The sequence below is a fragment of the Pseudomonas sp. S60 genome (genome assembly GCF_016647865.1).
Taxonomy (GTDB): Bacteria; Pseudomonadota; Gammaproteobacteria; order Pseudomonadales; family Pseudomonadaceae; genus Aquipseudomonas; species Aquipseudomonas parafulva.
In genome coordinates this window covers 18297-43527 of sequence record NZ_JACVVH010000026.1, presented here as the reverse complement: position 1 = coordinate 43527, position 25231 = coordinate 18297, and the positions used below count along the sequence as shown (strand labels likewise).

Below are 25231 nucleotides of genomic sequence, written 5' to 3'. Positions count from 1 at the left end.
TACTCTTGAGCGTCTCCCTGCTCCAGCGCCCCGAGGATACTCATGCAATTCAAGCCAGCCGTTACCGCTCTGGTTTCCGCCGTCGCCCTGGCAACCCTGCTCAGTGGCTGCAAGAAAGAAGAAGCGTCAGCGCCCGCAGCGCAGGCTCCTCAGGTCGGCGTCGTCACCCTTCAGCCCCAGGCTTTCACCTTGACCACCGAGCTGCCGGGTCGCACCACCGCCTACCGGGTTGCCGAAGTGCGCCCGCAGGTCAATGGCATCATCCTCAAGCGCCTGTTCAAGGAAGGCAGCGAGGTGAAGCAGGGCCAGCAGCTGTACCAGATCGACCCTGCGGTGTACGAGGCGAACCTGGCCAATGCCCAGGCCGACCTTCAGGCAACCCGCTCGCTGGCCGATCGCTACAAGCAGCTGATCGATGAACAGGCGGTTTCCCGGCAGGAATACGATGACGCCAACGCCAAGCGCCTGCAGGCAGAAGCGTCGCTCAAGAGCGCCCAGATCGACCTGCGCTACACCAAGGTCATGGCACCGATCAGCGGCCGTATCGGCCGTTCTGCGGTGACCGAGGGCGCGCTGGTGAACAATGGCCAGACCAACGCCATGGCCACCATCCAGCAACTGGACCCGATCTACGTCGACGTCACCCAGTCCACTGCCGAACTGCTCAAATTGCGCCGTGACCTTGAAAGCGGCCAACTGCAGAAGGCCGGCGATAACGCCGCCTCGGTGCAACTGGTGCTGGAGGACGGCAGCCTGTTCAAGCAGGAAGGCCGCCTGGAATTCTCGGAAGTGGCCGTGGACGAAACCACCGGCTCGGTCACCCTGCGCGCCATCTTCGCCAACCCTGACCACACGCTGCTGCCAGGCATGTTCGTGCACGCGCGGCTCAAGGCCGGCGTCAACGCCAATGCCATCCTCGCCCCGCAGCAGGGTGTAACCCGCGACCTCAAGGGCGCACCTACAGCGCTGGTGGTCGGCAAGGACAACAAGGTCGAGCTGCGCCAGCTCAAGGCCAACCGTACCCTGGGCAGCGACTGGCTGATCGAGGAAGGCCTGAACCCGGGCGACCGCCTGATCACCGAAGGCCTGCAGTACGTGCGCCCTGGCGTCGAGGTCAAGGTCAGCGACGCCACCAACGTCAAGAAGCCGGGTAGCCCTGAACAGGGCAACGCAGCGCCAGCTGACGCCAAAGCGGAGTAAACCATGTCGAAGTTCTTTATTGATCGCCCGATCTTCGCCTGGGTGATCGCCTTGGTGATCATGCTGGTCGGCGCCCTGTCGATCCTGAAGCTGCCGATCAACCAGTACCCCAGCATTGCGCCACCGGCCATCGCCATCGCCGTGACCTACCCGGGCGCCTCGGCGCAGACCGTGCAGGACACCGTGGTGCAGGTGATCGAGCAGCAGCTCAACGGTATCGACAACCTGCGGTACGTGTCGTCTGAAAGCAACTCAGACGGCAGCATGACCATCACCGCCACCTTCGAACAGGGCACCAACGCTGACACCGCGCAGGTTCAGGTTCAGAACAAGCTGAACCTGGCCACGCCCCTGTTGCCGCAGGAAGTGCAGCAGCAGGGTATCCGCGTCACCAAGGCAGTGAAGAACTTCCTGCTGGTGATCGGCCTGGTGTCCGAAGACGGCAGCATGACCAAGGACGACCTGGCCAACTACATCGTCTCCAACATGCAGGACCCGATCTCGCGTACCGCAGGTGTGGGCGACTTCCAGGTGTTCGGCGCCCAGTACGCCATGCGTATCTGGCTGGATCCGGCCAAGCTGAACAAGTTCCAGCTGACCCCGGTGGACGTTAAAACCGCCGTGGCCGCGCAGAACGTGCAGGTTTCCTCCGGCCAACTCGGCGGCCTGCCGGCCATGCCGGGTACCCAGCTCAACGCCACCATCATCGGCAAGACCCGCCTGCAAACCGCCGAGCAGTTCAAGAAGATTCTGCTCAAGGTCAACAGCGACGGCTCCCAAGTACGCCTGGGCGACGTCGCAGACGTTGGCCTGGGTGGTGAAAACTACGCCGTCAGTGCCCAGTTCAACGGCAAGCCGGCGTCGGGCCTTGCGGTCAAGCTGGCCACCGGTGCCAACGCCCTGGACACTGCCAAGGCGCTGCGCCAGACCATTGCCGACCTGGAGCCGTTCTTCCCGCCGGGGGTCAAGGCCGTATTCCCGTATGACACCACGCCGGTGGTCACCGAATCGATCAGCGGGGTTATCCACACCCTGATCGAAGCCGTGGTTCTGGTGTTCCTGGTGATGTACCTGTTCCTGCAGAACTTCCGCGCCACCATCATCACTACCATGACGGTACCGGTGGTGTTGCTGGGCACCTTCGGCATCCTTGCCGCAGCGGGGTTCAGCATCAACACCTTGACCATGTTCGCCATGGTGCTGGCCATCGGTCTGCTGGTGGACGACGCCATCGTCGTGGTCGAGAACGTCGAGCGGGTCATGTCCGAGGAAGGCTTGCCGCCCAAGGAGGCGACCAAGCGTTCGATGGAGCAGATCCAGGGGGCCCTGGTGGGTATCGCCCTGGTGCTGTCGGCGGTACTGCTGCCCATGGCCTTCTTCGGCGGCTCCACCGGGGTGATCTACCGGCAGTTCTCCATCACCATCGTCTCGGCCATGGGCCTGTCGGTGCTGGTGGCGCTGGTGTTCACCCCGGCCCTGTGCGCCACCATGCTGAAGCCGCTGAAAAAGGGCGAGCACCACGTGGCCAAAGGTGGCTTCTTCGGCTGGTTCAACCGCAACTTCGACCGCAGCGTGAACGGTTACGAGCGCAGCGTGGGCACCATCCTGCGCAACAAGATCCCGTTCCTGCTGGCCTATGTGCTCATCGTGGTGGGCATGATCTGGCTGTTCACGCGCATTCCAACGGCGTTCCTGCCTGAAGAAGACCAGGGTGTACTGTTTGCCCAGGTACAGACCCCGGCCGGTTCCAGTGCCGAGCGCACCCAGGCGGTGGTCGACCAGATGCGCGAGTACCTGCTCAAGGACGAAGCCGACACGGTCTCGTCGGTGTTCACCGTCAACGGCTTCAACTTTGCCGGCCGTGGCCAGAGCTCGGGCATGGCGTTCATCATGCTCAAGCCGTGGGGTGAGCGTTCGGCCGAAAACAGCGTGTTCGGCCTGGCCCAGCGTGCCCAGCAGCACTTCTTCAGCTTCCGTGACGCGATGGTGTTCGCCTTCGCCCCGCCTGCCGTGCTCGAGCTGGGTAACGCCACCGGCTTCGACGTGTTCCTGCAGGACCGTGGTGGCGTCGGCCACGCCAAGCTGATGGAGGCGCGTAACCAGTTCCTGGCCAAGGCGTCGCAAAGCAAGATCCTCGCCGGCGTGCGCCCCAACGGCCTGAACGATGAGCCGCAGTACCAGCTGACCATCGATGACGAACGTGCCAGCGCCCTGGGCGTGACCATCTCCGACATCAACAACACCCTGTCGATTGCCTTGGGCGCCAGCTACGTCAACGACTTCATCGACCGCGGCCGGGTCAAGAAGGTGTACATCCAGGGTGAGGCGAATGCCCGCATGAGCCCGGAAGACCTGCAGAAGTGGTACGTGCGCAATGGCGCAGGCGAAATGGTGCCGTTCTCCTCGTTCGCCAAGGGTGAATGGACCTACGGTTCGCCCAAGCTGTCGCGCTACAACGGTGTAGAGGCCATGGAGATCCTCGGTGCCCCGGCCCCTGGCTACAGCACGGGTGAGGCCATGGCCGAGGTCGAGCGGATTGCCGGCGAGCTGCCAAGCGGTGTCGGCTTCGCCTGGACCGGCATGTCCTACGAGGAAAAACTGTCCGGTTCGCAGATGCCGGCCTTGTTCGCCCTCTCGGTACTGTTCGTGTTCCTGTGCCTGGCAGCGCTGTACGAAAGCTGGTCGATCCCTATCGCGGTGGTGCTGGTGGTGCCGCTGGGTATCATCGGTGCGCTGATCGCCACCAGCCTGCGCGGGCTGTCCAACGACGTGTACTTCCTGGTGGGCCTGTTGACCACCATCGGTCTGGCGGCGAAAAACGCCATTCTGATCGTCGAGTTCGCCAAGGAACTGCACGAACAGGGCCGCAGCCTGTATGACGCAGCCATCGAGGCCTGCCGCATGCGTCTGCGCCCGATCATCATGACCTCGCTGGCGTTCATTCTGGGCGTGGTACCGTTGACCATCGCCAGCGGCGCCGGGGCCGGCAGCCAGCACGCCATCGGTACTGGCGTGATCGGCGGCATGATCAGCGCCACCGTACTGGCAATCTTCTGGGTACCGCTATTCTTCGTCGCAGTGTCGTCGCTGTTCGGCAGCAAAGAGCCGAAAAAGGACGATACCCCTGAAACCCCACGTTATGAGGCTGGGCAATGACCAAGTCTTTGTTGTCCCTGGCAGTTACCGCTCTCGTGCTTGGCGGCTGCTCGCTTATCCCCGATTACAAAACCCCGGAAGCGCCGGTGGCTGCCCAGTGGCCACAAGGTCCGGCGTACTCGCCAACCCAGTCGGCCAACGTTGCCGCCGCCGAACAAGGCTGGCGTCAGTTCTTCAACGACCCAGCGCTGCAGCAGTTGATCCAGACCGCGCTGGTGAACAACCGCGACCTGCGTGTGGCAGCCCTGAACATCGACGCCTACCGTGCGCAATACCGCATCCAGCGCGCCGACCTGTTCCCTGCGGTGTCGGCCACCGGCAGCGGTAACCGCCAGCGCGTGCCGGCCAACATGTCGCAGACGGGTCAGTCGGCCATCACCAGCCAGTACTCGGCCACGCTGGGTGTGAGCGCCTACGAACTGGACCTGTTCGGCCGTGTTCGCAGCCTTTCCGAACAGGCTCTGGAAACGTACTTGTCCAGCGAGCAGGCACGCCGCTCCACGCAGATCAGCCTGGTGGCCAGCGTGGCCAATGCCTACTACACCTGGCAGGCCGACCAGGCCCTGTTCAAGCTGACTGAGGATACCCTCAAGAACTACCAGGAAAGCTTCAACCTCACGCGTCGCAGCAACGAAGTGGGCGTGGCATCGGCACTGGACCTGAGCCAGGCACGCACCGCCGTCGAGGGCGCGCGGGTGAAGTATTCCCAGTACCAGCGCCTGGTTGCCCAGGATGTGAACAGCCTCACCGTGCTGCTGGGCACCGGTATCCCGAACAACCTGCCTGAGCCGCTCAAGCTGGATGCCGATCAGTTGGCCGACGTGCCGGCTGGCCTGCCTTCGGACCTGCTGCAGCGGCGCCCGGACATCCAGGAGGCCGAGCACCTGCTCAAGGCCGCCAACGCCAACATCGGCGCCGCGCGGGCTGCGTTCTTCCCGAGCATCAGCCTGACCGCCAACGCGGGCACGCTCAGCCCTGACATGGGCGGGCTGTTCAAGGGCGGTTCGGGTACCTGGTTGTTCCAGCCGCAGATCAACCTGCCGATCTTCAACGCCGGCAGCCTCCGGGCCAGCCTGGATTACTCGAAGATCCAGAAGGACATCAACGTCGCCAAGTACGAAAAGACCATCCAGACCGCCTTCCAGGAAGTCTCTGATGGCCTAGCGGCGCGCAAGACCTTCGAAGAGCAGCTGCAGGCGCAACGTGACCTGGTGCAGGCCAACCAGGATTACTACCGCCTGGCCGAGCGTCGCTACCGCATCGGCATCGACAGCAACCTGACCTACCTCGATGCTCAACGCACCCTGTTCAGTGCCCAGCAAGCGCTGATCGGTGACCGCCTTTCGCAGCTGACCAGCGAGGTCAACCTGTACAAGGCGCTGGGCGGCGGTTGGTATGAGCGCACCGGCCAGGCCAACCAGCAAGCGGCGGTGCAAACGCCCCAAGGCTGACGCCATTGTTTTACGCAGGCGTGGCGCCCGCCGCGCTTGCGTAAAACAATTAACTAACTGGAACATTCCGTTCGATTATCGCCCCATTCCGTCTGCGGCGAATTGCCTCTCCCCCGCACCACCCCGCACCATCTTCCCCACGCAACGTTGCCCCGGTTTACGGAATACCGACCGCCTCAGCCGGCCTGCGCCTGCAAGGCACCGATTCGCCCATAAAAACAAGAGATCCACGACACATGAGCACTTTGCCACCCGCACGCCAGCTGCTGCCCGGCCTGTTGGCCATGTCCTGCGCTTTCCCTCTGTACGCCGCCGAAGGGGCGTTCATGGAGGACGCCAAGGCCACGCTCAACCTGCGCAACTTCTACATCAACCGCAACTTCGTCGACCCGGCACATGCTCAGGGCAAGGCCGAGGAATGGACGCAAAGCTTCATTCTGGATGCCCGCTCCGGCTTCACTCAGGGCACCGTCGGCTTCGGTGTGGATGTACTGGGGCTGTACTCGGTCAAGCTCGACGGTGGCAGGGGTACCACCAACACTCAGCTGCTGCCGGTGCACGATGACGGCCGCCCGGCCGACGACTTCGGCAGGCTTGGCGTAGCGCTTAAGGCCAAGCTGTCCCAGACCGAACTGAAAGTCGGTGAGTGGATGCCGGTGCTACCGATCCTGCGCTCGGACGATGGTCGCTCGTTGCCCCAGACCTTCCGTGGCGGCCAACTGACCTCGAAGGAAATCGCTGGGCTGACCCTGTACGCCGGGCAGTTCCGCGGCAACAGCCCGCGCAACGATGCGAGCATGGACGACATGTCGCTCACCGGCCGCGCCGCCATCACCTCTGACCGCTTCAACTTCGCCGGTGGTGAGTACACCTTCAACGACAAGCGCACGATGATCGGCCTGTGGGATGCACAGCTCAAGGACATCTACCGCCAGCAGTACCTCAACCTGGTGCACAGCCAGCCGCTGGGCGACTGGACCCTGGGTGCCAACCTGGGCTACTTCATCGGCAAGGAAGATGGCTCCGAGCGCGCCGGCAAGCTGGACAACCGCACCGCCTCGGCCATGCTCTCGGCACGCTACCAAGGCCATACCTTCTACGTCGGCCTGCAGAAGGTCAGCGGCGACAACGCCTGGATGCGGGTCAACGGCACCAGCGGCGGCACCCTGGCCAACGACAGCTACAACTCAAGCTTCGACAATGCCAAGGAGCGCTCGTGGCAGGTTCGCCATGACTTCAACTTTGCCACTGTCGGCATACCGGGGCTGACCCTGATGAACCGCTATATCAAAGGTGACAACGTCACAGCGGGCCGTGTGGATGACGGCAAGGAATGGGCCCGGGAGACCGAACTGGCCTACGTGATCCAGGCCGGCACCTTCAAGGACCTGTCGTTGAAATGGCGAAACTCCACCATGCGCCGTGACTTCAGCACCAACGCGTTCGATGAGAACCGGCTGATCGTGAGCTATCCCCTCAACCTTCTGTAAGCGCTTGGCTGCACAAGGCCCGCCCCGCTTGCCGGGTGCGGGCTCGCCATTCGTCTGGCTGATGATGGTGGAGCCTGGGGCTATCCTGAGCTATATCGGGAGCAACATCCCGATCAGGCACGACAGGAGGCACAACAATGAAAACCCTCGCCGAGCACCTGAGCCAGTACGCCAGCTACCACCGCGACCCGCGCAACATCGCCACCCATTTCATCGGCATCCCCATGATCGTGCTGGCCGTGGCCATTCTGCTGTCGCGCCCTGGCTGGGAGGTAGCCGGTGTGTGGCTGTCCCCTGCCCTGCTCGCGGTGGTGGCTGCTGTCTGGTTTTATCTGCGCCTGGATATCCCGTTCGGCCTGGTGATGGGGCTGTTGCTGGGGCTGTGCCTGTGGGCAGGCCAGGCGCTGGCGGTGCAGGCCACTGCGGTGTGGCTTATGGCCGGCCTGGGTGCATTCGTGGTGGGTTGGGTGATCCAATTCGTGGGGCATTACTACGAGGGGCGCAAACCGGCATTCGTCGATGACGTCAGCGGCCTGATCATCGGCCCGCTGTTCGTGGTGGCTGAAGCGGCGTTCATGCTGGGCCTGCGCTCATCCCTCAAGCGCAGCATTGATACGGATTGAGGTTGCGTGAGGGCCGCCAGGGGCCTGCCTTGAGGGTTTTTTTGCCTGTGAGATCGAGCGCCGCCCGCGCGGCGCATCGCGAGCTGCGCTCGCTCCTACGTTTGTTTCGGGCCAATTAGGCCTGCGCCATTGGCGCGCGTACGCCTTGGCGCATGGCGCGATATCGTGTCGTATGCACCAGGCGTGACGGGCCCGAAACAAACGTAGGAGCGAGCAAAGCTCGCGATGCGCCGCGCGGGCGGCGCTCGATCTCATAGGCGCAATCACTGCTACGGCGAACACCCCTCAGCCCCCCCACGGCGTATCGCATGCTGCGGCGTTCGGCCAAAGGGTCAGCCGCGCGATTCCACGCCCAGCTCATCCCACACCGACTCAGCCAGGTGGAACGTGGCATTGGCTGCCGGGATACCGCAGTAGATGGCGCTCTGCATCAGCACCTCCTTGATTTCTTCACGGGTCACGCCATTGTTGGCCGCCGCGCGCAAGTGCAGTTTCAGCTCGTCGTTGCGGTTCATGCCGATCAGCATGGCGATGGTAATCAGGCTGCGGGTGTGACGTGGCAGGCCCGGGCGGGTCCAGATGTCGCCCCAGGCGTGGCGGGTGATCATTTCCTGGAACTCGCCATTGAAGTCGTTCAGCTTCTCGAGGCTGCGGTCCACGTGGGCATCACCCAGTACCGCACGGCGTACCTGCATGCCGGCGTCGTAACGTTGTTTCTCGTCCATGGTCAAGTACTCAGTGAGCCTGCAGAAAGTCGAGCACGCGGCGGCTGAACGCTTCGCCGATCTCCACGTTGGACAAGTGCGCCGCCGGGAACTCGGCATAGTCGGCACCCTGGATGGCAGCCTGCATGAAGCGGCCGTGGGCTGGCGTGGTCACCACGTCCTCGGTACCGGCAACAATCAGGGTAGGCACCTGAATACCGCCTACTTGCTCGCGGAAGTCCGCATCACGTACCGCCGCACAATTGGCTGCGTAGCCTTGCGGGCTGGTCTGCGCCAGCATCTGACAGATGCGCTGCGCCTGTTGGGGCTGGGCCTGGGCAAAGCCCGGGGTGAACCAGCGGGCGATAGAGGCATCACGCAGCTCGACCATCGCCTGTTGCCCGCCCTTGAGCACGGTGTCGATGCGGCTGTTCCACACCTCGGCAGTGCCGATCTGAGCGGCGGTGTTGCACAAGGTGAGGCTGCGCAGGCGCTGGCCGGCATTGATGCCCAGCCACTGCCCGATCAGGCCGCCCATTGACAGGCCGACAAAATGCGCTTGCTGGATATCCAGGGCATCCAGCAGGGCCAGCACGTCACGGCCCAGTTGCTCGATACTGTACGGGCCGGCCGTGACCAACGATGCGCCATGCCCCCGGGTGTCGTAGCGCAGCACACGAAAGTGTTGGCGCCACAGCGGCAATTGGGTCTCCCACATGCCGAGGTCGGTACCCAACGAGTTGGACAAGACCAGCACCGGCGCCGCTTCGGGGCCATCGATCTGGTAATTCAAAACGCCATCGGCCAGTTGCACGTGCGCCACAGCGGTCTCCTTCAGGCAGTGAAATGTTGATGTTCGGACACAGCACGCGCTACCCACACCCGGGCCTGGCCCAGGTAATGCGCGGGGTCCAGCAGGCGGTCCAGTTCTTCGGCAGACAACTGCGCCGTGACCTGCGGTTCATCGCCCAGCACTGCGCGCAAATGGCGCTGCTCGGCGACCGCACGGCGGCAGCACTGCTCCAGCAAATGGTGGGCACTGTCGCGGCCAAGCCGCTGGGCCAGCACGATGCTTACAGCCTCGGCCAGTACCAGCCCCTGGGTCAGGTCCAGGTTACGGCGCATGCGCGGGGCGTCCACTTCCATGCCCTGGGCAATGATCTGGGCTTGGCGCAGCGCCCCGGAAACCAAACAGCAGATCTCAGGCAGGGTTTCCCATTCTGCATGCCACAGCCCCAGGCTGCGTTCGTGCTCCTGCGGCATGGCCGCAAACAGCGTCGAAACCAGGCCCGGTACCCGCGTAGCCGCGCCAATCAGCACAGCGGCGCCCACCGGGTTACGTTTGTGCGGCATGGTCGACGAGCCGCCCTTGCCCGGTGCGGAAGGCTCGAACACCTCCCCTGCCTCGGTCTGCATCAGCAGGCTGACGTCACGCCCGAACTTGCCCAGGCTACCGGCGATCAACCCCAGCACCGAGGCGAACTCCACCAGGCGGTCACGCTGGGTGTGCCACGGCTGCTCCGGCAGCGTCAGTTGCAACTGTTCAGCCAGGCCTTCGGCCACCGGCAGTGCCTTGCTGCCCAACGCCGCTAGGCTGCCAGAGGCGCCCCCGAACTGCAGCACCAGCAACCGCGGCCGTAACTGTTGCAGGCGCTGGCGGTGGCGTGTGAGCGCGCCCAGCACGCCAGCCAGTTTCATGCCGAGGGTAACCGGGGTTGCATGCTGCAACCAGGTGCGGCCCACCAGTGGCGTATCGGCGTGCAGCAGCGCCTGGCGGGCCAGCGTGTCGGCCAGTGCAGCCAGGTCAGCCTCGACAAGCGCCAACGCATCGCGCAGCTGCAGCACCAGGCCAGTGTCCATGGCGTCCTGGCTGGTGGCGCCAAGGTGCACGTAGCGTTCAGCTTCCGGTACACCCGTGGCGATCACCTTGCCCAGCGCCTTCACCAGTGGGATGGCCGAATTGCCAGCCGTGGCGATCGCCTCGGCAAGCGCCCCCACGTCATAGCGTTCGGCCTTGCAGGCCGCCTCAATCGCAGCCACCGCACTTTGCGGCACCAGCCCTGCCGCCGCCTCGGCCCGCGCCAGGGCGGCTTCGAAGTCGAGCATGCCCTGCAGGCGACCGCGGTCGGAGAACACCTCGCGCATGGCCGGCGCGGTGAAGTAGGCATCGAACAACTGGTTGGTCATGCAACGTCCTTAATGATCGTGGTGCAAATATTCCGCTTGCTTGGGCAGGCGCAGGCTGAACAGGAAGGCGATTGCCATCATGGCCGTGACATACCAGTAGAAGGTGTTTTCCATGCCCAGGGTCTTCAGGCCCAGGGCCACGTATTCAGCCGACCCGCCAAAGGCAGCATTGGCCACCGCATAGGCCAGCCCCACGCCCAATGCCCGCACCTGTGGCGGGAACATCTCGGCCTTAACCAGGCCGCTGATCGAGGTGTAGAAACTGACGATGCACAGCGCCAGGCTGACCAATACGAAGGCCATGAACGGGCTGCTCACGGTTTTCAGCGCCATCAACAACGGCACCGTGAACAGCGTGCCCAACGCGCCGAACAGCAGCATGGAATTGCGCCGCCCGATACGGTCGGAAAGCATGCCGAAGAACGGCTGCAGCACCATGAACAGGAACAGCGCGCCGGTCATCACGTAGCTGGCGTTCTTCGCGGTCATGCCGGCGGTGTTCACCAGGTATTTCTGCATGTAGGTAGTGAAGGTATAGAAGATCAGCGAGCCACCGGCGGTGTAGCCCAACACGGTAATGAATGCCGCCAGGTGGTTGCCAAACAGGCCGCGAATACTGCCTGCGTCCTTGTCCTGCCGGGTTTCGGCGCTGCTGGTTTCATGCAGCGAGCGGCGCAGCATCAACGAAATCACCGCGGCGATGGAGCCCACCACGAAGGGGATGCGCCAGCCCCAGGCGCGCAGTTCGTCCTCGGTCAGCAACTGCTGCAGGACCACCACCACCAGCACAGCCAACAACTGGCCGCCGATCAGGGTCACGTACTGGAACGAGGCGAAGAAGCCGCGCTGCCCGCGCAAGGCCACCTCGCTCATGTAGGTGGCCGTGGTGCCATATTCGCCACCCACCGAAAGCCCCTGGATAAGCCGCGCCAGCAACAGCAGCGCCGGGGCCCATGTGCCGATACTGGCGTAGGTGGGCAGGCAGGCGATCATCAGGGAACCGAAGCACATCATCAGCACCGAGATCATCAGGGAGTTCTTGCGGCCATGCCGATCGGCCAGGCGGCCGAAAATCCAGCCGCCGATCGGGCGCATCAGGAACCCGGCGGCGAATACACCAGCAGTGTTCAGCAACTGCACGGTAGGGTCGTCGGAGGGGAAGAAGGCCGGAGCAAAATAGATCGCACAGAAGGCGTAGACATAGAAGTCGAACCATTCCACCAGGTTGCCTGATGAGGCACCGACGATGGCAAAGATGCGCTTGCTGCGCTCTTCACCGGTGTAATAGCTTGAGGTCATGAGGGTTTTGCTCCTGGAGGGTACAAGGTAAGTCTAGACATACCTAGTAACACACATGTTCCACCAAGTGGCCGCCAATAGGCCTTGTGTCTAACAGCAAGGGCCTGTCGGCGCACAGTGCGCGAGCAGGCCCCTACCCTTCACACGCGCTCGATGGCCAACGCCAGGCCTTGCCCTACGCCTACGCACATGGTCGCCAAGCCCTTGCGCCCGCCGCTCTTCTCAAGCTGGTGCAACGCCGTGAGCACCAGCCGTGCACCACTCATGCCCAGCGGGTGGCCCAAGGCAATTGCGCCACCGTTGGGGTTCACCTGCGGGGCATCGTCCGCTACCCCCAACTCGCGCAACACCGCCAGGCCCTGGCTGGCAAAGGCTTCATTGAGCTCAATGACGTCGAAATCGCTCACCGCCACACCCAGCCGCTCGGTCAGCTTGCGAACTGCAGGCACCGGGCCGATGCCCATGACACGCGGCGCCACACCGGCACTGGCCATGCCCAGTACACGGGCACGTGGGGTCAGGCCATGCTTCTTTACCGCCTCTGCCGATGCCAGGATCAACGCCGCCGCACCATCGTTGACTCCCGAAGCGTTGCCTGCCGTGACGGTTTTGTCCGGGCCATTGACCGGTTTCAAGCGGGCCAGGGTTTCCAGGGTGGTGTCTGGGCGCAGGTGCTCGTCCTGCTCGACCACGGTTTCACCCTTTCTGCCAGCAATGCGCACCGGCACGATCTCTTCGGCGAAGAACCCGGCGGCCTGGGCAGCTGCAGCCTTCTGCTGGCTGCGCACGGCGAAGGCATCCTGGTCAGCGCGAGAAACCTGGTAATCGTCTGCCACGTTGTCGGCCGTTTCGGGCATGGCGTCCACCCCGTACTGGCTTTTCATCAGCGGGTTGATGAAGCGCCAGCCGATGGTGGTGTCTTCCAGCTTCATGCTGCGCGAATAGCCGCTCTCGGCCTTGCCCATCACGAAGGGGGCGCGCGACATCGACTCCACGCCGCCGGCAATGGCCAGTTCCATCTCGCCGCTGGCAATGGCACGGAACGCTGTGCCGATGGCATCCATGCCCGAAGCGCACAGGCGGTTCAGGGTGACGCCGGGAATGCTCTCGGGCAGGCCGGCCAGCAGCAGCGCCATGCGCGCCACGTTGCGGTTGTCTTCACCAGCCTGGTTGGCACAGCCGAAAAACACTTCGTCCAACTGGTCCCACTGCACGCCAGGGTTACGCTCGATCAGCGCCTTGAGGGGCACAGCAGCCAGGTCGTCCGCACGCACGGCGGCCAGAGCGCCGCCAAAACGGCCAATAGGGGTGCGAATGGCATCGCAGATGTATACGTCGCGCATCAGACTGCTCCTGCTGCTTGGCCGTGGGCCGCAGCGGTACGGGCTTCAAGGTCGCGGACGAACTGCTTCACGGCCTTGTTGAGCGAGAAAATTGTAGCCATTGGAGGCTCCTGGTCAGGGTGTTTCTATGGGGTTCAGATTAGGGAGAATGACCCGGGGCTTACAATCCGATAATCGACTATTGGGGCGGTTATCGAACCATTTGTTACCTTTCTATTCATCTCTCCCAAAAGGCGGCCGCGATGCCGCCCTGGGCCTGTCAGGTGGCGTCGGCGTGGCTGACGATGCCTTTGATGACGACGGCAACGGCTGCCAGTGCCGCAGGCACCAGCAGTGCAGTCAGCACTTGCTCGAACGTCCAGCCGAGGCCCAGCAGGGTCGCACCGCTCCACGCCCCCAGAATCGCCCCGAAGCGGCCGATACCCAGCATCCACGACACCCCCGTGGCACGGCCCTGGGTCGGGTAGAAGCGTGCTGCCAGTGATGGCATCGCCGACTGCGCACCGTTGACGCACATGCCGGCCACCAGCACCAGCACGGCCAGCAGCGTGATATTGCCCAGGCTCTGGCCCACGGCGTAGGCAAACACCCCCGCCAGCAGGTAGAACAGGCCAATCACCTTGTGCGGGTTGAAGCGGTCCATGGCCCAGCCCACAGCCACCGCGCTCAGCACACCGCCAAACTGGAACAACGCACCGATGAACGCGGCCTGTTCCATGCTGGCACCACTGTCGCGCATCAGTGTGGGCAGCCAGCTGGTCAGCAGGTACACGATTACCAGGCCCATGAAGTAGGTCAGCCACAGCAGGACAGTACCCAGCCCGTAGCTACCGGAAAAGATCACGGCAAACACGTTGCGCGCCGCCACGGCCTTCTGCTCCGGCACGCTGAAACTGCCCGCCTCGGCCACGATGCGCGGCGCGATGGGGGCCAGGGTTTTGCGCACCTTTTCCGTACCGCGGTTGCGCACCACCAGAAAACGCGCCGACTCCGGCAACCACACCATCAGCACCACGGCCAGCAGCAACGGCAGTACACCGCCGATGACCAGCAAGGTGTGCCACCCATAGGCCGGGATCAGCTTGGCAGAAATGAAACCGCCCCCCGCCATGCCCAGGTTGAAACCACAGAACATGCTGGTTACCAGCAGCGACTTGAGGCGCTCAGGGGTGTATTCAGACAGCAGCGTTGTGGCATTCGGCATGCCTGCGCCCAGCCCCAGGCCAGTCAGAAAGCGCAGCACCAGCAGTTGATTGACGTCGGTGGCATAGGCCGAAGCCAGGCTGAAACCGCCGAACACTAGCACGGCACCCACCAGCACGCCCTTGCGGCCAAAGCGGTCGGCCAACGGCCCGGAACCCAGGGCACCGAACACCATGCCGATCAACGCGGCACTCATCACTGGCCCGAGGCTGGCGCGGTCGATACCCCAGTCCTGGGACAGCGCTGGGGCGATAAAGCCCATGGCAGCGGTGTCCAGGCCATCGAGGAAGACGATGAGGAAACACAGCAACACAACCCGCCACTGGTAGCGGGACAGGGGTTGTTCATTGATCAGTGACTGGACGTCGAGGCTTTTGCCGACACCGGTTTGCGCTTGATTCATTGTTGTTATCCAGAAGGAGGCACAGCCAGGCCACTGCACGCGAGCATTCGGCGCAGAGTGCGTTAGTTGCGAAGGGAGGGCGCTGTGTCAGCCTGGGGACAACGGCACTGCGTACGGGTAGGCCCGCTGCAGCCTGGGGACAGTGTGCATGGGAGGTGCCTCTTGTATTTTTGTTGTTCGGTCGGCTTGGCCGACCGTTGCGAGAGACATTAATCAGCAAACCGGGGTGGCGCAATTCACTGCCGGCGAGATTGTGCGTTTATCGCACAACAAACGCAGGGTCAGCCAAACAACTGATGGCAGAGGTCACGGCTTGCCGCCAGTAGAATCGGCAGAAAACGCTGTTCCAGCTCACTGCGCGTGACCCGCCCCACATGGGTACTTACGTTCAATGCCGCCAGCACCTGCCCGGAGGCGTCGTAGACCGGCACGGCTATCGAACGCAGGCCCTGCTCAAGCTCCTGATCGACCACGCACCACCCTTGGGCTCGCACCTGCTGGATGCAGGCGAACAGTGATTCGGCATCATGCAAGGTGCGCGTGGTGCGGGGCTTGAGGTCAGCGCGCTCGAGGTACTCACGAAGACTGGTGTCGTCCATTGCCGCCAGCAGAATACGCCCCATCGACGTGCAGTAGGCTGGCAAGCGACCGCCCACGGACAGGTCGACCGAAATCAGCCGCTCCACTGTGGCTGACCGCGCGATGTAGAGGATGTCGTCACCTTCAAGGGTGGCCATGTTCGCGGCTTCATGCAGTTGATCGCTGATCCGGTCAAGGTAGGGCTGAGCGGAAATTGCCAACGGCGTGGACGACAGGTAGGCATGGCCCAGGGTCAGCACTTTGGGCAACAACGAGTAGGTACGCCCATTGGTGGTGGCATAGCCCAGCTTCATGAGGGTGTGCAGGCAACGGCGCACGGCTGCCCGGGGGATTTCCGTGCGGTGGCTGATCTGGGCGATGGTCAGGTGGCGCTTGCGCTCCTGGAACGCCTGGATCACAGCAAGGCCCCGTGCCAGCGAGGTCATGAAATCCGGGTCACCGGTAAAGGCCTGGATACGCTTGGCCGGCGAGGCCACGATGGGTGGCGCCAGCGCCGTTGTCGCCCCGCGGGCCGAGGCGGGGTTGGAAGGATCATTGGCTGCTAGTTCATCACTCATCGCACACCTCAAAAAAAACGCCGGTTCGTGCGATTATCGAACAAACGGCCGATAATCGCAATTGACCGCCGACACGTTTGCTTATACCTTTCTCAGGCCACTTGTGGCTTCTTTGGAGAGACTGGTCAGGTACCCACCGTAGAAGTCTCAGGCAACGGCCTCGTCTCAGGGCGAGGCCGTTTTTCATGCGGCGCTGTACATACACTGCAACGAACTTTCCATCTGGCCAGTTCTCAAACCTGCAAGGGCCAGTTTGATCTCGCCTGCGCCACCTTTACACGCGCCCTGCATGTCACGATGGTTGGCAAACTTCCTATTGATATACTGTGCTTGTTCCAGCGGCCGCTTACTGGCATGCAGGAACACGCACTCCGCGGTTATTACACTCATTCAGGTACTGCATGTGACGAAAGAAGAACTGCGCGCAGAACTCGAGCGCCAGGCAGAACGTTACAAGGATGTATACGGTGGCGAGGTCACGACCTACGCCGCGCAAACAGAACCCGAACGCAAACCTTGGCGCAAACGTGCCACTGTTCAGGATCAGGCGTTCAACCAGGAACTCGAGCGCATGGAAAAAGAACTGCGCAGCGAAGATTCCCCGTAGCGCAGTTGATAAAGCCCCTTGCCCGGCACGCCTGGGCAAGGGGCGCAGAAGCTGCGCCCGCTGATCATGAAATGGAATTACACAAATTTCATACAAACGTTTGAATTGATCGAGATCGACCTATTCGTTGCGTTTTCGACGGTAATCGTTGCTTTTAAGCGTTTTTATGAGCTGGAGCTTTTAGTCACTCGCCGCCGGGCAGTGGGGTGAAAGCCGTCAGGAGGGGATGAACCGTGCGTAACGGGTGCATCGATTGCCAAGGTTTTCTGGCATAATCCGGCCCCCCTATGACCGCCAGACAACCTTCATGATCGATTTATTCAGCGGACTGGATGCCTGGGTATTGGTGAGCCTGCTGCTTGCCCTCACCTTCGTGCTCGCCTTCGAGTTCATCAATGGCTTTCATGACACCGCCAACGCGGTAGCCACCGTCATCTATACCAAAGCCATGCCGCCACACCTCGCCGTGTTCTTCTCCGGGGTGTTCAACTTCCTCGGCGTGCTGCTGGGCGGGGTCGGGGTGGCGTATGCCATCGTCCACCTGCTGCCGGTCGAGCTGCTGATCAATGTGAACACCGGGCACGGCCTGGCCATGGTCTTCTCGTTGCTGGCGGCAGCCATCACCTGGAACCTGGGTACCTGGTACTTCGGCATTCCGGCCTCCAGCTCGCATACCCTGATCGGCTCCATTCTGGGCGTAGGCCTGGCCAATGCCCTGATCAACGACATCCCGCTGGGTGATGGCGTCAACTGGCAGAAGGCTATCGACATTGCCATGTCGCTGGTGGTCTCCCCCATCGCCGGCTTCGCCGTTGCCGCACTGGTGCTGATCGGCCTGAAATGGTGGCGCCCGCTGTCGAAGATGCACAAGACGCCTGAACAGCGCCGCAAGCTCGACGACAAGAAACACCCGCCCTTCTGGAACCGCTTGGTGCTGGTGATCTCAGCCATGGGCGTGAGCTTCGTGCACGGCTCCAACGATGGCCAGAAAGGCATTGGCCTGATCATGCTGGTGCTGATCGGCATCGTCCCGGCCAAGTTCGTGCTCGACCTGAACAGCACCACCTACCAGATCGAGCGTACCCGTGACGCGACGCTGCACATGAGCCAGTTCTACCAGCGCAACGCCGCCACCCTGGGCGAGTTCCTGGCACTGGGCAAAGCCAAGGCCAGCGACCTGCCGGAGAAATTCAGCTGCAACCCGCAGCAGACCGAACCGACCATCGCGGCGCTGCAGTCTTCCCTGCAGGGCGTGACCGACTACCGGGCACTGGACGCCGACAAGCGTGTCGAAGTGCGCCGCTACCTGCTGTGCCTGGACGACACGGCGAAAAAGGTCGGCAAGTTGCCAGGGCTGGACGCACGCGAAAAAGCAGACCTGGAAAAACTGCGCAAAGACCTGACCGCCACCACCGAATACGCACCGTTCTGGGTGATCGTGGCTGTGGCACTGGCCCTCGGCCTGGGCACCATGGTCGGCTGGAAACGGGTGGTGCTTACCGTGGGTGAAAAAATCGGCAAGCAGGGCATGACCTATGCCCAGGGCATGTCGGCCCAGATCACCGCAGCCTGCGCCATCGGCATGGCCAACGTGTTCGCCCTGCCGGTATCCACCACCCATGTGCTGTCGTCCGGTGTGGCCGGCACCATGGTCGCCAACAAAAGCGGCTTGCAGGGCGGCACGGTGAAAACCATCCTGCTGGCCTGGGTGCTCACCCTGCCAGCGTCCATGGGCCTGGCCGCCGGCCTGTTCTGGCTGGCCTCCAAAGCGCTCAGCTAAAGTGCCAGGTGCAGGAGCCGCCCTGGCTCCTGCACCAACACAGGCGACTACCCGCTACTTCTTCTTCCCGCCCAGCAACGACCCCATCAAGCCGCGCACCAATTGCCGCCCAAACTGGTTGGCCGCCTGGCGCATCGCTGACTTGATCGCCTGCCCTGCCGCACTCTGCAAAAACTCACCTGCCTTGTCGGCAAAACTGCTTTCGTCGGCCTTGGGCTGCGGCGCGGGCTCTACCGCCTCGCCCTTGCGCTGCGTCAGTAGCTCATAGGCAGACTCCCTGTCCACGGGCTTGTCGTAACGCCCGAGCAAGGGAGAACCCGCGATAAGGGCAGCGCGCTCAGCGTCACTCAGCGGCCCGATACGGGACTGGGGTGGCGCTATGAGTACGCGCTGCACCGTGGCAGGCGTGCCCTTTTCTTCCAATGTGCCCACCAGCGCCTCGCCAATACCCAGTTCGGTCAATGCCGCCAGGGCATCGAAGGCCGGGTTCGGGCGAAAGCCCTCGGCCACCGCCCGCAGCGCTTTCTGCTCCTTGGCGGTGTAGGCACGCAGCCCGTGCTGGATACGCAGGCCCAGCTGGGCCAGCACAGCGTCCGGCAGGTCTGCGGGTGACTGGGTCACGAAATACACCCCCACCCCCTTGGAGCGGATCAGCCGCACCACCTGCTCCAGCCGGTCTTGCAACGCCTTGGGTGTGCCCTTGAAAAGCAGGTGGGCTTCATCGAAGAACAGCGCCAGGACCGGCTTGTCGGCATCCCCTCGCTCCGGCAATTGCTCGAACAGCTCGGCCAACAACCACAACAGAAAAGTCGCGTAGACCTTGGGGGCCTCGTGCACCAGGCGGCTGGCATCAAGCAGGTGGATGCGGCCCTTACCACCTGCAGCCGGTTGCAACAGGTCGTCCAGTTGCAGGGCCGGCTCGCCGAACAATGCCTCGGCACCCTGCTGCTCCAGGGTGGCCAACCGGCGCAACAACGCCTGGGTAGAGGCAACGGTCACCAACGCGCTGTCTTCACCCAGCAGTTGCGGGTTGTCCTTGAGATGCGCGAGCAGCGCCTTCAGGTCCTTGAGGTCCAGCAGCAGCAGCCCTTCCCGGTCAGCCACCTTGAACGCGGCATACAGTGCAGCCTGCTGGCTATCGGTTAGATCCAGCAGGTTGCCAAGCAGCAATGGGCCCATCTCGGTCAACGTGGTACGCAGGGGGTGGCCGGTCTTGCCGGCAATGTCCCACAGGCTGACCGGATACGCCTGCGGCAGGTGGTGCAGCCAGGGCATGCCGGCGATACGTTCGGCCACCTTGCCCTGCGGCGCACCGGCCGCCCCCAGCCCGCACAGGTCACCTTTAACGTCAGCAGCGAACACGGCGACACCGGCGTCACTGAAGGCCTCGGCCAGGTGCTGCAGGGTCACGGTCTTGCCAGTACCTGTGGCGCCCGCCACCAGGCCATGACGGTTGGCCAGCTTCAGCGCCTGCCCGACCGGCAGGCCGTCTAGCCCGGCCCCTACAACGATGGTTGAAGATTCCGACATCTGTTTAATCCTCTGCTCAAGCTTTGCCTGGGGTCGGCCGATACCTCGGGGTGATATTTGCCTTACATAGAGAGAAAAAACCGAAAAGGGACTTTTCGGGATGTTGCACTCGCTGTGCTCGACAGGTGCGAACACCTGATACAACACCTTAGCGGAATCGATAACGCCATGAACAAAAGCCTTCGTTTCAGCCACAAGATTCTATTGGCAGCCTCACTGATCGTGATACTCGCCTTCAGCCTTTTTACCCTCTACAACGATTACCTGCAGCGTAATGCGATTCGCGAGGACCTTCAGAACTACCTGGCTGAAATGGGCGCATCCACGTCGACCAACATCCGCAGTTTGTTCGAGGGCCGTATCAAACTGGTGGAAAACCTGGCACAGAACATTGCCCAGCAGCCGGCCAGTGCCGAAACGCTGATGGGGCAGAATGCCCTGGTGTCCAGTTTTCTCACGGTGTACCTGGGCAAGGTAGACGGTGGCTTCAGCGTGCGCCCGGACGCGAAGATGCCGGACGGCTACGACCCCCGCACCCGCCCCTGGTACAAGGACGGCATGAACGCCAGCGGGGCCATGCTGACCGAGCCCTATATCGACATGACCACCAACAAGATGGTCATTGGCATCCTCAGCAAGGTCGCCAACGACATTGGTGTGGTGGGCGGTGACCTGGCCCTGGACGGCCTGGTGCAGATCATCAACTCGCTGAACTTCGGCGGCATGGGCTATGCCTTCCTGGTCAACGACCAGGGCAAGATCCTGGTGCACCCTGATCAGGGCCTGGTGATGAAGTCGCTGTCGGACCTGTTCCCCGAACACGCACCCAAACTGACCGCAGACCTCACCGAGGTACAGAGCGAGGGCCAGACCCGCCTGCTCACCTTCACCCCGGTGACCGGCCTGCCGTCGGCCAATTGGTACATCGGCCTGTCGATCGACAAGGACAAGGCCTTCGCCATGCTCACCACCTTCCGCACCTCGGCGGTGATCGCCACGGTGGTGGCGGTGGTCATTATCATCGGCCTGCTTGGCCTGCTGATCCGCGTGCTGTTGCAGCCGCTGCACACCATGACCCGCGCCATGGAAGACATCGCCGAAGGCGAAGGCGACCTGACCAAACGCCTGCGCATTCACAACCACGATGAATTCGGCATTCTGGGCACCGCCTTCAACCGCTTCGTCGAACGCATCCATGCCTCGATCCGCGAGGTGTCTTCGGCCACCGAGCAGGTCAACGAAGTGGCATTGCGGGTGATCAGCGCCTCCAACTCGTCCATGACCAACTCCGACGAGCAATCCAACCGCACCAACAGCGTGGCCGCCGCCATCAACGAGCTGGGCGCAGCCGCCCAGGAGATCGCCGGCAATGCCGCCCAGGCCTCGCAGCACGCCAGCTCGGCCAGGCTGCTGGCCGAAGAGGGCCAGCAGGTGGTGGAGCGCAGCATTGCCGCCATGAACCGCCTGTCCGACCTGATCGTCACCTCCAGTGGCCACATCGAAACGCTGAACGGCAAGACGGTGAATATCGGCCAGATTCTCGAGGTGATCACCAGCATTTCCCAGCAGACCAACCTGCTGGCTCTGAACGCGGCCATCGAAGCGGCCCGTGCCGGTGAAGCCGGCCGCGGCTTTGCGGTGGTAGCCGATGAGGTGCGCAACCTGGCCCACCGCACCCAGGAATCGGCGCAGCAGGTACAGGGCATGATCGAGGAACTGCAAGTGGGCGCCCGTGAGTCGGTCGACACCATGGACCAGAGCCAGCGGCACAGCACCGAAAGCGTGCAGATCGCCAACCAGGCCGGCGAGCGCCTGGACAGCGTTACTGTTCGTATCGGCGAGATCGACGGCATGAACCAGTCGGTTGCCACTGCAACCGAGGAGCAGACTGCCGTCGTCGAGGCGATCAACATGGACATCAACGAGATCAACATGCTCAACCAGGAAGGCGTGGAAAACCTGCAGGCCACCCTGCGCGCCTGCTCCGACCTGGAGCAACAAGCCAGCCGCCTCAAGCACCTGGTCGGCACGTTCAGAATCTGACAGCCAACCACCAGCGGCAGGCATGTGGCCTGCTGCTGGCCATCAGCCCATCAGCGGCCGATCGAACAAACCATCCTTCCACAAGGTCAACTTTAGGCGTGTCATCGCCGGCTAATCACTGCCGGATGACAGACCCGAATACGATCCCGGAGGGATGCTGATCGTGCACATCGCCGACATCACCATGTTCTACGCCCCGGCCAGCGGCGGCGTACGGACGTACCTTGATGCCAAACACCATCGCCTGGACGCACTGCAGGGTGTGCGCCACAGCCTGCTGATACCCGGCGCCAGCGCCACCCACGCAGACGGCGTGTACCACGTGCCCTCCCCACCCCTGCCATTCGGCAAGGGCTACCGTTTCCCGGTACGCCTGGCGCCCTGGTGCAATGTGCTGCGCGACCTGCAACCTGACCTGATCGAAGTGGGCGACCCCTACCTCACCGCCTGGGCGGCCCTGGAGGCGCGGCGTAAACTGGATGTGCCTGTCATCGGCTTCTACCACTCCGACCTGCCCCTGTTGGTAAGCAACCGCATGGGCAACTGGTTTACCCCTAATGTGGAAGCCTACGTCAGCAAGCTGTATGGCAATTTCGACCGGGTGCTCGCCCCAAGCAAGGTGATGGCCGACAAGCTCAAGCGCCTGGGCGTGCGCGATGTGCACGTCCAGCCCCTAGGGGTAGACCTGGCCACCTTCAACCCTTCACGGCGCGACCCACAGGTACGCGCCGAGTTGGGTATCGCCGACACCAGCCGCCTGTTGATCTACGCAGGCCGTGGCTCACGGGAGAAGAACCTGCCGGTGCTGCTGGAGTGCATGCGCCAGCTTGGGCGTGGCTACCACCTGCTGCTGGTAGGCTCGAACATGCCCAGCAACGTGCCCGACAACGTTAGCGTGATTGGCCAGTTCTGCCCGGCACACGAGGTGGCGCGGCTGATGGCCAGTGCCGACCTGCTGGTGCATGCAGGGGACCAGGAAACCTTCGGCCTGGTGATCCTTGAAGCCATGGCCAGCGCCACGCCAGTGGTCGCGGTACGCGCCGGTGCGTTCGGGGAAATCGTCAACGACCAGTGCGGCCGGCTGTGCCAGCCCAACGATGCGCTAGCCATGGCCGCCGCTGTGCGTGAAGCCTTTGAGGCCGGCGTGCGTAAACTCGGCGCCCAGGCCCGTCAACACGTGGAAACCTGCTACTCATGGGACAGCGTGGTCAGTGGCCTGCTGCAACACTATCACGCCGTACTCGGCCACCCGTTGCAGGTGCGCGCCCATGCCTGAAGCGTCTGCCAACCCTCGCAGCCTGATGCTGGTATTGCATGACGTAGCGCCAGAAACCTGGCCAGACTACGAGCCGTTCGTACAGGCCGTGGACGCGCTGGGTGATGTACCCATGACCTGGCTGGTAGTGCCGGACTTTCATCGACGCAACCCGCTGCACCAGGCACCTGCGTTCTGCCAGATGCTTGAACATCGCCTGGCGGCGGGCGACGAACTGGCCTTGCACGGTTATGCACATGCCGACGAAGGGCCCCTGCCGCGCACGCCCGTCGAGTACTTCATGCGCCGTATCTATACCCACGAGGGTGAGTTCTATGGGCTGGACGAGCAGCAGGCCCTGGCCCGCCTGCAAGATGGCCTGGCCCTGTTTGCACAGCAGGGCTGGCCAGTGGCAGGGTTCGTGGCCCCGGCGTGGCTCATGAGTGAAGGCACGCGCCAGGCACTGCGTCGCTTGCCCCTCAAGTACACCAGCACGCCTCAACACCTCTACCGGTTGCCGGACTTCACCGCGATAGATTCACCCGGGCTGGTGTGGAGCGCACGTAGTGCCTGGCGCCGGGAATTGTCACGCGTGCTCTGCAACTGGCAGTGCCGCCGTTGGCAGGGCGCCAACACGCTGCGGCTGGGGCTGCACCCGGTGGACATGCGCCACCGTTCGTCCCGCGAGTACTGGCTGCGCACGTTGCAGAAGCTGCTTGAAGACGGGCGCCAGCCCTTGACCAAATCCGCCTGGCTGGAGCGCCAGGTAGCCGCATGAACCGCTGGGTCTGGCTGGCGCTGGCGTTGCTGGGCGCAGCGCTGGTACCGGCACTGCTGGGCGGCACCGAACTGCTGCCCAGGCTCAGCCGTTTCGACCCGCAATTGCTGCTGACCTTGGTTGGCATGATCGTGCTGTGCTGGGTTCTGAATGCACTACGCCTGCGCCTGCTATTGGGCGAACAAGCCCGGCACGTTACCCCTGTGCGCACCCTGGGCGTGGTGATGGCCACCGAATTTGCCATTTGCACCACTCCCGGGGGCAGTGGCGGCCCGTTGACGCTGATGGCCCTGCTCGCCCGGGACCGCATCAGCCCCGCACGCAGCGGCGCAGTCTTCGCCACCGACCAACTGAATGACCTGGTGTTCTTCTTCTGCGCCATGCTGGCGATTGCCGGCTATGCACTGTTCCACAGCCTGGGCCGCAGCCAGCTGAGCATGCTGTTGGGCAGCGCTGCGCTGTTATGTGCGGCGCTGGCCGCTGTGGTAGTGCTGTTGCGCTATAGGCGCCCGGTAATGCGCGCCAATGGCAGGCTGATACAGCGGCTGGGCGTCAGTGCCCCACGCAAGCGGCGCTGGGCCCGCAAGCTGCTGCACTTCACTCAGGCCCTGGCGCAGACCTGGCAGTTGCCCAAGCGCACCCTTGCGCTGGTATTCACCCTCACCTGTGCCCATTGGGGCCTGCGCTACAGTGTGCTGTACCTAGTGGTGAAGGGCCTGGGCACGGACCTGGGCTGGATCCCCAGCTTTCTGGTGCAGATGCTGTCACTCAGTGCCGGCCAGTTCAGCATGATGCCCGGTGGTGCCGGGGCAGCCGAACTGACGTCGGCCAGCCTGCTGACGCCGATGCTGGGCAGCTCGACGGCAGCGGCGGCCATCCTGCTGTGGCGGGCTGTCACGTACTACTTTTACCTGTTGGCGGGAGGGCCGGTGTTTGTGGCTCTACTGGCTCGCCCGCTGCTGGAGCGCTGGCGCCGTCAGGCGGGTTGAGCTGCTGCCAGAGCGCCGCGGCACCGGGAAAAT

General features: G+C 63.2%; 19 protein-coding genes and 1 pseudogene. 12 read left to right on the top strand and 8 right to left on the bottom strand.

Features of this window, described 5'->3' with window-relative positions; all coding sequences use genetic code 11:
• Window positions 1–42 precede the first annotated feature (42 nt).
• From IAE33_RS14780 to IAE33_RS14760, 5 genes are all read left to right on the top strand, one after another.
• Window positions 43–1200, top strand: coding sequence for an efflux RND transporter periplasmic adaptor subunit (locus IAE33_RS14780; RefSeq protein ID WP_028635106.1), 1158 nt, complete (start codon window positions 43–45; stop codon window positions 1198–1200).
• A 3-nt stretch (window positions 1201–1203) separates the two neighbouring features.
• On the top strand, window positions 1204–4356 hold the full coding sequence (gene ttgB, locus IAE33_RS14775) for a multidrug efflux RND transporter permease subunit TtgB (protein WP_201164041.1): 3153 nt from the start codon (window positions 1204–1206) through the stop codon (window positions 4354–4356).
• Entirely contained in the window at window positions 4353–5807 is a 1455-nt protein-coding gene (locus IAE33_RS14770; protein WP_201164040.1) for an AdeC/AdeK/OprM family multidrug efflux complex outer membrane factor, read from the top strand. Before ttgB ends, IAE33_RS14770 begins: the two co-directional genes overlap by 4 nt.
• 236 nt (window positions 5808–6043) lie before the next feature.
• Window positions 6044–7297, top strand: a complete 1254-nt coding sequence (locus IAE33_RS14765; RefSeq protein ID WP_201164039.1) for an OprD family porin — start codon at window positions 6044–6046, stop codon at window positions 7295–7297.
• 137 nt (window positions 7298–7434) lie between these two features.
• Window positions 7435–7920 (top strand): Mpo1 family 2-hydroxy fatty acid dioxygenase, encoded by a 486-nt coding sequence (locus tag IAE33_RS14760; RefSeq protein ID WP_201164038.1) that lies wholly within the window; start codon window positions 7435–7437, stop codon window positions 7918–7920.
• Window positions 7921–8252: 332 nt separating this feature from the next.
• Here the strand turns inward: IAE33_RS14760 and pcaC are convergent, their stop codons facing one another.
• From pcaC to pcaR, 7 genes are all read right to left on the bottom strand, one after another.
• Window positions 8253–8645, bottom strand: coding sequence for a 4-carboxymuconolactone decarboxylase (gene pcaC, locus IAE33_RS14755; protein WP_060482466.1), 393 nt, complete (start codon window positions 8643–8645; stop codon window positions 8253–8255).
• 10 nt (window positions 8646–8655) lie between these two features.
• Window positions 8656–9447 (bottom strand): 3-oxoadipate enol-lactonase, encoded by a 792-nt coding sequence (gene pcaD / locus IAE33_RS14750; protein ID WP_201164037.1) that lies wholly within the window; start codon window positions 9445–9447, stop codon window positions 8656–8658.
• Window positions 9448–9458: 11 nt separating this feature from the next.
• Window positions 9459–10811 carry a 3-carboxy-cis,cis-muconate cycloisomerase gene (locus tag IAE33_RS14745; RefSeq protein ID WP_028635113.1) on the bottom strand — a complete coding sequence of 451 codons (1353 nt, stop codon included), beginning with the start codon at window positions 10809–10811 and terminating at the stop codon, window positions 9459–9461.
• 9 nt (window positions 10812–10820) lie between these two features.
• The gene (locus IAE33_RS14740) at window positions 10821–12110 is read right to left on the bottom strand and encodes an MFS family transporter (RefSeq protein ID WP_201164036.1); all 1290 of its coding nucleotides are present in this window, start codon (window positions 12108–12110) and stop codon (window positions 10821–10823) included.
• Window positions 12111–12250: 140 nt separating this feature from the next.
• Entirely contained in the window at window positions 12251–13456 is a 1206-nt protein-coding gene (gene pcaF, locus IAE33_RS14735; RefSeq protein ID WP_201164075.1) for a 3-oxoadipyl-CoA thiolase, read from the bottom strand.
• A 256-nt stretch (window positions 13457–13712) separates the two neighbouring features.
• On the bottom strand, window positions 13713–15059 hold the full coding sequence (locus IAE33_RS14730; RefSeq protein WP_201164035.1) for an MFS transporter: 1347 nt from the start codon (window positions 15057–15059) through the stop codon (window positions 13713–13715).
• 281 nt (window positions 15060–15340) lie between these two features.
• Complete coding sequence (gene pcaR / locus IAE33_RS14725; RefSeq protein WP_236406572.1) at window positions 15341–16216, bottom strand: pca regulon transcriptional regulator PcaR; 876 nt, start codon at window positions 16214–16216, stop codon at window positions 15341–15343.
• A 403-nt stretch (window positions 16217–16619) separates the two neighbouring features.
• Between pcaR and IAE33_RS14720 the strand changes: the two genes are divergently transcribed.
• Complete coding sequence (locus IAE33_RS14720) at window positions 16620–16823, top strand: hypothetical protein (RefSeq protein WP_028635118.1); 204 nt, start codon at window positions 16620–16622, stop codon at window positions 16821–16823.
• Window positions 16824–17130: 307 nt separating this feature from the next.
• A complete protein-coding gene (locus IAE33_RS14715; RefSeq protein ID WP_028635119.1) occupies window positions 17131–18603 on the top strand; it encodes an inorganic phosphate transporter in 1473 nt (490 codons plus the stop codon).
• Between the two features lie 54 nt (window positions 18604–18657).
• On the opposite strand, the gene IAE33_RS14710 is transcribed toward IAE33_RS14715, so the two are convergent.
• Window positions 18658–20133, bottom strand: coding sequence for a helicase HerA-like domain-containing protein (locus IAE33_RS14710; protein ID WP_201164034.1), 1476 nt, complete (start codon window positions 20131–20133; stop codon window positions 18658–18660).
• Window positions 20134–20301: 168 nt separating this feature from the next.
• Between IAE33_RS14710 and IAE33_RS24970 the strand changes: the two are divergent.
• The 5 genes and pseudogenes from IAE33_RS24970 to IAE33_RS14690 all read left to right on the top strand — a co-directional run.
• Window positions 20302–21321, top strand: a pseudogene (locus IAE33_RS24970) (HAMP domain-containing protein); the annotation flags it as partial.
• A gap of 90 nt (window positions 21322–21411) precedes the next feature.
• On the top strand, window positions 21412–22176 hold the full coding sequence (locus IAE33_RS24965; protein WP_442967378.1) for a methyl-accepting chemotaxis protein: 765 nt from the start codon (window positions 21412–21414) through the stop codon (window positions 22174–22176).
• 154 nt (window positions 22177–22330) lie between these two features.
• Window positions 22331–23452: a glycosyltransferase family 4 protein gene (locus IAE33_RS14700; RefSeq protein WP_201164032.1), complete on the top strand. Its 1122-nt coding sequence runs from the start codon at window positions 22331–22333 to the stop codon at window positions 23450–23452.
• Window positions 23445–24209: a DUF2334 domain-containing protein gene (locus IAE33_RS14695; protein ID WP_201164031.1), complete on the top strand. Its 765-nt coding sequence runs from the start codon at window positions 23445–23447 to the stop codon at window positions 24207–24209. The genes IAE33_RS14700 and IAE33_RS14695 overlap by 8 nt, the downstream gene beginning before the upstream one ends.
• A complete protein-coding gene (locus IAE33_RS14690) occupies window positions 24206–25198 on the top strand; it encodes a lysylphosphatidylglycerol synthase transmembrane domain-containing protein (RefSeq protein ID WP_201164030.1) in 993 nt (330 codons plus the stop codon). The genes IAE33_RS14695 and IAE33_RS14690 overlap by 4 nt, the downstream gene beginning before the upstream one ends.
• The last annotated feature ends 33 nt before the right edge of the window (window positions 25199–25231 follow it).